The sequence below is a fragment of the Romboutsia sp. genome, from assembly GCF_051659545.1.
GTDB lineage: Bacteria > Bacillota > Clostridia > Peptostreptococcales > Peptostreptococcaceae > JBOFOR01.
In genome coordinates this window covers 1-9737 of record NZ_JBOFOR010000343.1, presented here as the reverse complement: position 1 = coordinate 9737, position 9737 = coordinate 1, and the positions used below count along the sequence as shown (strand labels likewise).

Below are 9737 nucleotides of genomic sequence, written 5' to 3'. Positions count from 1 at the left end.
ATTAATTATAATCTTTTACATCAGATTATATAATCTGATTATTAAAAAAGCAACTTAAGATATCTTCTATTAAATGAAAGATATTTTAAATTGCTTTTTTAGGTATATTTTCATATGAAATAAATTGACGTATAACAATCTATTAAAACTATAGATAAATCTATAGAAAATATATCAAATAACTCAAATCTTATGAAAGAGAATAATGAAAATTTAAATAATATACTTGTAGAAATAGGTTCTACTCAAGAGAAAATGAAGCTCTCAGCAGAGAATTTAGTAGAAGTTTCAGAAAAAGCAAAAGAATCTATACCTAGTATCGATAATTATTTTAAAAATACTAATATATATATTAAAAATACGGTAGATAATTTACAAGATACTTTGGATAAGAATATAGAATTAGTAGAAGATCATATAGAAAAACTTACAGTAGATGTGTCTCAAAATTGTGCAATTTCAACAGAACATATTACTGAATTATTTAAACAATATAACCTTATATTTAAAAAAGAAGTTGAAGATTATATGAGCAACTTTGAAATAATAATAAATCAATTAAGAGTATGCATACCTGAGATAAATGATCATTTAGAACAAACAAAAGAAAGGTTTAATAATACATTAAGTGCATTTACGAGTGAAGTACAAAATTCATTACAATTAAATATGGAATATATGAATAGCCAAGCTGAACTATTAAAAAAGACAACAAATAATATAAATAATAACTTGGATAGCGTTATCAATGATTCTACAAAGAGGCTAGAAGATATAACTATAAATACATCATCACAGATAAAAAATATAGTAGAAGAAATGGAAAATGTATTTGAAAAAAAAGTAGAGCAACTAGATGATTTATTACAAGAAGAACTTACAAAATCGTTAACATCATTTGGAAGTCAATTAGTAACAATATCAGAAAGATTTAGTAAAGATTATACGCCCCTAGCTAATAAATTAAGAGAAGTAGTGAATATAGCACAAGGAGTTGTATAATAATGAGTAAACTAGATAAGCTAAGGCGACAAAAAATACAAGAAGATGGGATATGGTCATCAGTATCGGATCTTATGTCTGGTCTGATGATAGTATTTTTATTTATTTCAGTTGCATTTATGAGTAGAGTAGTAGACGAAAGCATAAGTATAAAAAAACAACAAAATACAATACAACAAGTAGTAAAAACGTATGAAGATACTAAAGGTAATATATATGATGACCTATATGATGAATTTAAAGATGATTTGAAAAGATGGAATATGCAAATAGACAAAGATTCTACTGTAAGATTCAGTGAACCAGATGTATTTTTTGAAAAGGGTGAAGCTGAGATTAAATCACAGTTTAAAGAAATATTAGATTCATTTTTCCCAAGATACATAAAGGTTATTTATGAAAATAATAAAGAGAATGTAAAAGAGGTAAGAATAGAAGGACATACATCAAGTGAATGGAAAGAAAATACTAATAAAAAAGAATCATATTTTGGAAATATGGAATTATCACAAGATAGAACAAGAAATGTATTAAAATATATAATGAATATGGATGAACTACAACAATATGAAGACTGGCTAATAGATAATATTACTTCAAATGGTATGTCGTATAGTAAACGTTTGTATGATGAAAATAATAATGAGGATAAAAAGTCATCAAGAAGAGTAGAATTTAGAGTTATAACAAATGCAGATGAAACTATAAATGAAATAGTAGATGAATACAATAAGTAGAGGGGATATATGAGATTACCAGACTTTTTTAAAAATAATACTTTTGAAAAGATACGAAGAAAAATGAACATCAAAGATGGATATGTAGCAGATGTTAAATTTGATATTTACTTCAATAAAATTAAGCTAAAACAAGCTCAGTTTGAACAATTAGAAAGTGGGATAGGGTTAGATATTAATTTAAATGATCTAGATATGGGATTAGATAATACTATAGTATATGAAGATAAGAATGTAATTTTATATATACGAGATCAGTATTCATATCAAAGTCAGTATAAATATCATGTTTCTTGGTGTAAGACATTAAGAGAGATGAGAAATAATAATAAGCTTAACAGATATGTTATAAGTAGAAGAACTGATGGAAGATTTCATGTCAATGTATTTGATGCAATGAGCCATCAAATTAGTGATGAAAATATATTAAAGGAGCTTTGTGTTTGTAAGAATTGTTTAACCGAAATTAATTACAAGGGATATAGCAACTATAGATCTGATAGAAGTTATATCTATAATACTTTCTCATTGGAGGAGTTTCTTGAAAAGTATGATACTAGATTTAACCAAATGCCTAAATATGAAAGCACTACAGCTCCTATGAATGAATATAGTAAGAATTGGAGTGAGATATCTTATAGTTATAGAAAGTTTAAAAACTGGACGTGTGAGCAATGTGGTAAGAATTGTTCTAATAATAAAAAGGACTTAGATGTACATCATATTGATAGTAATAAGTATAATACAGATTATACAAATCTTAAAGCATTATGTAAAGAATGCCATTCGAAGCAATATGGACATGCGCACTATAAAAGATAGTTAGATAATAGAAAGTATAGCAATAATATATCAAGTATACTAATAGATAAGAAATTATATAAAATTATGATAGAACTATATACATAATAACTATCCATAATAAGCTTTATTATGGATAGTTATTATGTATTTAAAAGAAATTTAAGAGCAATCAGGCTTACAAGGTCTACCCCAATGGTTACCAGGTATATGACATCCAGGCTTATGACCTCTCTTACATGGACCTTGATGGTCAGGTGGAAGAGAGCAATCAGGTTTATGCTTATTACCATATGTATTTTCAATACCTAAGCTATAAATTATAGGTTTTTCCCATTTTTTCATATAAAACACCTCCCTTAATAAATAATATAATATTTAATTTAAGATTAATATTACTCTAAAGTATTAGAATAACTAAATTAATGAGTAGTATGAGTAATAACTAAAAATAGTTAAAATAATTAATATAATATAAGAAGGAGGCCTAAATGAACTATTTTTATAAAGTGTATGGGTTAAATATTAAATCTGAAATTGAGATTCCAGAGCTATGCCGATTAGAAGTTATAGAAGATGATAATATACATGTGAGTATTAATTTTAATAGAATGTCAGAAGACATTAAAAAACTAATAAAAGATGGAATAGAAGCAGATTATAAAAAACAAAGAAGTTGGTTTAATATAGATAATTTAGCAACATATTATATAGAAAATGGAAATAAAGTGATTATAGAACCATGTACAAAGATAGATGAACAATTACTAAAAGTATACATACTAGGCAGTGTATTAGGTATAGTATTACTACAGAGAAATACTGTTGCCATACATGGTGGAGCACTACAAATCAACAAACTAGGATGTGTAATAACAGGAGACAAAGGAGCGGGAAAATCTACACTAACAACAGCACTAAGAAAAAAAGGCTATGGCTTTGTAGCAGATGATGTAGCAGCTATTTACCATGATAAAACAAACATGATAAATCCAGGATTTCCATATCAAAAACTATGTGAAGATACTATGGATAAACTAGGCTATGACAAATCAAAATACACCCCACATAGAGGTGATATGAACATAAAATATATAGTACCAGCCTTAGGTAGCTTTATAGATAAACCAATACCACTAAACACAGTCATAGAATTAGAGCAAGGAGATGTATCTAAAGTAGAAATGTGTGAGATTAAGGGTACTGAAAAATTATCAAACTTGATTAAAAATATCTTTAGAATAGAAGTTATAATGTACTCTGGAGGTATGGAGCCTGCATATTTAAAAAAGTGCTTGCAAATTGCTCAAAATATCAAATATTACAAAATAACAAGACCAGAAAATCAATTTACAGTAAATGAACAAATTGAAATAATAGAGAATCTACTATTTGAAAATACAAGTCTAAAAAAGCTAGGATAATACAATTAAAAAATAATTAAAGAAGTATTATTTAAACGTAACTAAGTAAAAATTAAAGTTAATAACAGAATAAATAATACCATTTCTACAATTATAATTAGTTCACTTTTTATTATTAAAACAAGCTTCTCAGTACCTGTTAAAGAATTTCTTTTCCAACAGTTATAATTTCTATATAATTTCAAAATTAAATAAGCCAATATAGCAAAGCAAAAAAGTACCATAAAGAATACAGTCATCAATCCAGTTAAATATACAAAAGTATGCATGATTGTATATACTAACCTACATAAAAAATTAAGCAAAAATGCAATTATTAAGCCAAGGCCAATAGATGATAGGTATAATATTTTTATATTATCTTGTTTTCTCATAGAGCCTCCTTAAAATATAGTAAATTACATTAGTATATATGGTCAAACCTATAAAAATAGAACTATCTAGCTTTAGTTAAATAGGAGGTATCCGATGATAGATATACACTGCCATATAGTACCCAACGTAGATGATGGACCTAAGAATATAGATGAAGCAATAGAGATGGCTAAAATAGCCCAAAATGAAGGAATAAAAACCATAATAAACACTTCACACTACAACACAAGCTATAGTGATGAAAAAAATAAAGACTTATTATTTAAAATTCTAGACTTTAATCAACAACTAAAAAATAATAATATTGATATTGAAATAGCAACGGGAAATGAAATATATTTAAATAACATATTAATTAAAACTTTTAGCAAAGACGAAATTTTTACAATGAATAATAGTAGATATATACTAGTGGAATTTTCTTATGATGAATCAATATATACTATATGCAATATACTATATGAGTTAAAATTAAAAGGATATAAACCAATAATTGCTCATACTGAAAGGTATAGTGAAATACAAGAAAATCCAGAAAAAGTGGAAGATATAATAAAGGAAGGTGCCTTTATACAAGTAAATGCATCTAGTGTATTGAAAAAACAAATACCCCTACATCATAAAATTACTCACAAGTTACTTAAAAATAACCATGTTCACTTCATAGCTACAGATGCACATGGACCAACTGTAAGAAGACCGCTTATAAAAGAAGCTTACGACTATGTATCGAAGAAGTATGGAAAAATATTTGCAGATAATTTATTTATTGAAAATCCAAGTAGAGTTTTAAACGATGAAGATATAATACTTGAAAATATGCCAATAGCTAATACTAGTATATTTAAGTCTTTGTTTGGTAATAAAAAATAAGGTTATGAACTAATTAAAGTTTATAACCTTATTTCTGTTGTGTATCTATTTTAAATAATTAAGGGCAATGTTTATTAAATCACCTTCGCTAATATTAGTATCACAGTTGTCGAGTATTTTGTTTACTAGAGAGTACTTTTCTATCATACTTCCATTATTAAACTCTTTTATAATTGAATCTGAATTTGCTTTCAAATATTCCATATATTTTTTATCAACGTTAATATATTTATCAGCATATACCTTAGCTTTATCATCTAAAGCCTTGTAATCTACTTTTTTTGTATTAGAATTAATAGACACTACTCCTTGAATATTGTTAGAACTTATTAGTATATCTTTTTCCTCAGAATTATAAGCTAAATCTATAGTATTATTATTTTCTTTATTTTTATTACTAGTAGATGTATTAATTTTATCCTCTTTAAAATGAGTCAAGTTATTATTTTTTACATTTTCCTTCTTAGGTAATAATCCATTTATATTGAGAAACATTACTATTGTTATAATCAAACCTAATATAAGTGCTACAACTTTAAAAGTTTTAGACATTCTTTTCACCCTTTCCAAGCATTAATATTTAATTTATTAACATATACTGGAAAAAATATACAAATGCTAATTAAAGATGTAAAAAAACAATAAATATACAAGAATTAATTGTAAAGGTTTAACTTTATATTATCTAGAAAATATAATAGTGAAACTACAAATTTAATAAAGTAAATACTAAAGAAGGAGAATATAATGAGAAACTTAGAGAGGAAGATTATTATTGGCGGTGTAATGATAACAGCCATGGTTTCAGCTAGTATTTCAATACAAAGAGATAGTATAGTAGCATTAGCAGATGATGAGTATATCAGCGTACCACAGGTAGTAAAAGAGACAACTCAGGTCAAGTCAGAAGAACAAAGCCAACCTATAGATAATCAAGCTGACAAAGAAGAAGACTCAAATGAAGGCAACAACAGTGAAACTACAACCAATAATACCAATAAGCCGAATTATAACAAGCCTAATACTAACAACAAACCAAATGGAAATGGTCAAACAAAACCTAATGAAAATAACGGAACAAACCCAGATGGAAATGGTCAAACAAAACCTGATGAAAATAACGGAACAAACCCAGATGGAAATGGTCAAACGAAACCAGACGAAAATAACGGAACAAATCCAGATGGAAATGGCCAAACAAAACCAGATGAAAACAATGGAACAAATCCAGACGGAAATGGTCAAACAAAACCAGACGAAAATAATGGAACGAATCCAGATGGAAATGACCAAACAAAGCCAGATGAAAACAATGGAACAAATCCAGATGGAAATGGACAAGTAAAACCAGATGAAAATAATGGTACAAAACCTGATGTAAATGGAGAAGTAAAACCTGAAAGTAGTAATACAACACAAAATGTAAATGCAGATTCAAATCTTAATAATTAGTTCTGAATATAAAATCAGATAACTTATTTTTAGTTAAATAAGTTATCTGATTTTTTGCTTGAAAATTATGCTATAAACAGCGAGGTTATTACTCTATTGAGTAAGAAATAAAATATAAAGTATAAGCGTGAGTATAAGTATATATAAGTACTTTAGGGAATATGTATTTTTAAAGAAAAATATTAAAATTTAATTAAATAATAAAACTGGATGCAGATATTGGAGGTAAATTAAGGATGAATATATTAGTCGCATCTGAATCATTTATAGTTAAAGATTCTCTAAGTAACCTTTTCAAAAATATATTTCTAGATGCTAATATAAAAGTAACATCAAATTTAGATACTTTAAGGCAAGAAGAAATAGATGAGCTAGATTTTGCTTTTATAGATGTAAATGCATCAAATGTAAGTATAATAGAAACTTTAGGTGTTACCAAAGAAGTATTTAAGAAATTAAAAATAATGGTTCTAGATTTAAGGAAAGACAGCAATTTATTTTACAGTATAAGTAAGAATTATATAGATGCTTACATACTTAATATTGCTGAAAAAGAAGAATTTATTTACATAGTAAAAAAAGTTGTTAGTGGTAAAAAATATTATGATTCAGATTTATTACAGTATGCTATAAATAATACTACAACATATGACACTCAAAGATTGACTAATAGAGAACATGAAGTACTAGTACAGGTGTCAAAAGGATTAAGCAATAGAGATATAGCTAAAGCTTTAAATGTAACTGATTACACCATAAAAAAGCATGTAAGTAGTATTTTGACTAAATTAAGTTTAAAAAATAGACAGGACATAATAATATATGCTAAAGATAATGGATTGTTAGAAGACACAAGGAAAAGAATATATCAATAAGTAGGATAAAGTACAGGGGGGATTGTTATGACAAAAAAGTTGTAATAAGCTTATTAGTAATTTTAATTGCATTACCTATATCAGTAGCTACATGTGTATACTATAAGCTAAATCAAATTTATGAAAAAGAGAATAAAAATAATGTAAAAGCATTGGAAGATTACACTTATATTAATAAAGATATTCTAAATATATTATTAATAGGAGTAGATGGAGACAATAGAGAAAAAGGAAATAGATCAGATTCTATGATTATACTAACTATAGATAGTAAAAATAAAGATATAAGACTAACCTCAATAGGAAGGGACACATATGTAGATATTCCTGGATATAGTACAGAAAAAATAAACCATTCCTATGCCTACGAAGGACCACCATTATTACTACGAACAATAAATCAAAACTTTGGCATATCTATAGACAAATATATAACAGTGAGCTTTAAATCTTTCATGGATATAGTTGATGAAATTGGAGGAGTTGAAGTAAATGTAGACTCAAAGAATATTAAACTATTAAATGATTCAATAAATAGCACTTATTCAATTTGTAATAAAGACCAAAAAGTTCAACCTATAAAGTATATACAGGGTGAAGGTATTCATAATTTAAATGGATATCAAGCACTAGCCTTTAGTAGAATCAGATATGCTGATAGTGGATATGCGAGAGACCAAAGACAAAGAGAAATTATATACGGTGCTTATAACAAGTTACTAAAACAAGATTTATCAACTATAAAAGATGCTGTAGATATTTTGTTGAGCAATTGCAAGACTAATATAGCTCCATTAGAAATGGCAGAAATAGGTATAAAGGCGTATGATTTTAAAGATAATAAAATAAATCAACTAGAGTTTCCAATAGAGTCCCATAGAAAAGATGTTTTAAAAGAGGAAAAAGGTTGGGTAACTGAATGGGATAAAGAATATAACAAAAAAGAATTGAAAAATTTCATATATAGCCAGAAATAAGTAATCTTAAAGCTCATAAAGTAAATTTATGGGCTTTTTTTAATAAAAATAGCGAGAGAAGAACATATATGTATACGAATGTCATTAATTGTATACAATATTATACTTTAGTACTATAAAGAATACTACTTTTTGATGATTTGAATAAAACTAATATACTATAAAATATAAGTATAAAGAAACTAATAAGAGTAACAACATATAATAATATAAAATAGTAAATGTGGGTATTTAGATGCGATGAAGTATATTCTATATTTGGGCACTTAAGGGTATACGGAGCAAGTAGTGCAACCGACTAAATAGCTAGTATATTTAAATAGGGGGATAAATATGCAAGTTATTGTAATATCAGGATCATTGATTATAAGAAAAGGAATCATAGAAATATTATCTAAGGAAGAATGTGTAAGCAACATAACAGAAAGTCATTTATTTACAGACATATATAAATCAAACTATGACTTAGTACTTATAGATTTAAATAAAAATAATAAACAACATTTAGAAGACATAAAAAATATAAAAGAAAGAACAAATACAAAGGTTATGGTATTAGACTTTTATGAAGATGAAGGATTGTTTTCAAAGTGTATGAAAGCTGGAGTGGATGGATATATATTAGCAAGTATAGATTCTGAAGATATTGTATATGCAGTAAAACAAATTTCAAGAGGAAAAAAATATTATGATCCAGACTTAACAGAAAACTATATAACAAGAGGAACTACTGAATATATAAATGACCTAACAAAAAGAGAGCATGAAATACTTATCTGTATAGCTCAAGGTAAGAGCAATCAAGAAATCTCAAAAGAGCTCTTCATAACAGAGCATACTGTTAAAAAGCACACCAGCAATATATTTGCAAAATTAAACTTAAAAGATAGAATGCAAGCAGCTTTATATGCATATGATAGGGGTATTATAGCAATGTAAAAATGTACTTAATTGTAATAAAGAACAATAAAAGGTCTAATTGTAATAGAAGAACGAAAAATGGACTAAGATAAATAAAATATCTATAGTCTATTTTTATATTTAAAATTAGAAGTTAGAAATATTTTACAAATAAAAAAAATTATATATATATATTCTAATTTAATATCTACATTTTCTCTATATCGTGACACCTACACTTTAAATAGTTAACTGTAATTAGCTTATCAAAATCATGTAGATTATTTAATAAAATATATATATATATATTCTAAATGAAAA

The 9737-nt window shown here is 26.3% G+C and carries 12 protein-coding genes and 1 riboswitch; of the genes, 9 read left to right on the top strand and 3 right to left on the bottom strand.

Annotated elements, in window-relative coordinates:
• The first annotated feature begins 192 nt into the window (after positions 1 to 192).
• The 3 genes from ACRC03_RS20300 to ACRC03_RS20290 are packed head-to-tail and all read left to right on the top strand — an operon-like array spanning position 193 to position 2561.
• Entirely contained in the window at positions 193 to 1002 is an 810-nt protein-coding gene (locus tag ACRC03_RS20300) for a hypothetical protein (protein WP_438654433.1), read from the top strand.
• Positions 1003 to 1004: 2 nt separating this feature from the next.
• Positions 1005 to 1739: an OmpA family protein gene (locus ACRC03_RS20295; RefSeq protein ID WP_438654432.1), complete on the top strand. Its 735-nt coding sequence runs from the start codon at positions 1005 to 1007 to the stop codon at positions 1737 to 1739.
• Between the two features lie 9 nt (positions 1740 to 1748).
• The gene (locus tag ACRC03_RS20290; RefSeq protein WP_438654431.1) at positions 1749 to 2561 is read left to right on the top strand and encodes an HNH endonuclease; all 813 of its coding nucleotides are present in this window, start codon (positions 1749 to 1751) and stop codon (positions 2559 to 2561) included.
• Between the two features lie 141 nt (positions 2562 to 2702).
• Here ACRC03_RS20290 and ACRC03_RS20285 read toward each other — a convergent pair whose 3' ends face one another.
• Positions 2703 to 2885: a hypothetical protein gene (locus tag ACRC03_RS20285; protein WP_438654430.1), complete on the bottom strand. Its 183-nt coding sequence runs from the start codon at positions 2883 to 2885 to the stop codon at positions 2703 to 2705.
• Between the two features lie 146 nt (positions 2886 to 3031).
• Between ACRC03_RS20285 and ACRC03_RS20280 the strand changes: the two genes are divergently transcribed.
• Positions 3032 to 3964, top strand: a complete 933-nt coding sequence (locus ACRC03_RS20280) for a hypothetical protein (RefSeq protein WP_438654429.1) — start codon at positions 3032 to 3034, stop codon at positions 3962 to 3964.
• A gap of 41 nt (positions 3965 to 4005) precedes the next feature.
• Here the strand turns inward: ACRC03_RS20280 and ACRC03_RS20275 are convergent, their stop codons facing one another.
• The gene (locus ACRC03_RS20275; RefSeq protein WP_438654428.1) at positions 4006 to 4338 is read right to left on the bottom strand and encodes a hypothetical protein; all 333 of its coding nucleotides are present in this window, start codon (positions 4336 to 4338) and stop codon (positions 4006 to 4008) included.
• 94 nt (positions 4339 to 4432) lie between these two features.
• Here ACRC03_RS20275 and ACRC03_RS20270 point away from each other — a divergent pair, with 94 nt between their 5' ends.
• On the top strand, positions 4433 to 5212 hold the full coding sequence (locus ACRC03_RS20270; protein WP_438654427.1) for a tyrosine-protein phosphatase: 780 nt from the start codon (positions 4433 to 4435) through the stop codon (positions 5210 to 5212).
• Positions 5213 to 5257: 45 nt separating this feature from the next.
• On the opposite strand, the gene ACRC03_RS20265 is transcribed toward ACRC03_RS20270, so the two are convergent.
• Entirely contained in the window at positions 5258 to 5764 is a 507-nt protein-coding gene (locus ACRC03_RS20265; RefSeq protein WP_438654426.1) for a hypothetical protein, read from the bottom strand.
• Between the two features lie 195 nt (positions 5765 to 5959).
• On the opposite strand from ACRC03_RS20265, the gene ACRC03_RS20260 reads away from it, so the two are divergent.
• From ACRC03_RS20260 to ACRC03_RS20245, 4 genes are all read left to right on the top strand, one after another.
• Complete coding sequence (locus ACRC03_RS20260; protein ID WP_438654425.1) at positions 5960 to 6664, top strand: hypothetical protein; 705 nt, start codon at positions 5960 to 5962, stop codon at positions 6662 to 6664.
• Positions 6665 to 6900: 236 nt separating this feature from the next.
• Entirely contained in the window at positions 6901 to 7539 is a 639-nt protein-coding gene (locus ACRC03_RS20255; RefSeq protein ID WP_438654424.1) for a response regulator transcription factor, read from the top strand.
• 152 nt (positions 7540 to 7691) lie between these two features.
• Positions 7692 to 8516 carry an LCP family protein gene (locus tag ACRC03_RS20250; protein ID WP_438654423.1) on the top strand — a complete coding sequence of 275 codons (825 nt, stop codon included), beginning with the start codon at positions 7692 to 7694 and terminating at the stop codon, positions 8514 to 8516.
• A 224-nt stretch (positions 8517 to 8740) separates the two neighbouring features.
• Positions 8741 to 8825: riboswitch (cyclic di-GMP riboswitch) on the top strand.
• 24 nt (positions 8826 to 8849) lie between these two features.
• The gene (locus ACRC03_RS20245; protein ID WP_438654422.1) at positions 8850 to 9455 is read left to right on the top strand and encodes a LuxR C-terminal-related transcriptional regulator; all 606 of its coding nucleotides are present in this window, start codon (positions 8850 to 8852) and stop codon (positions 9453 to 9455) included.
• Positions 9456 to 9737 lie beyond the last annotated feature (282 nt).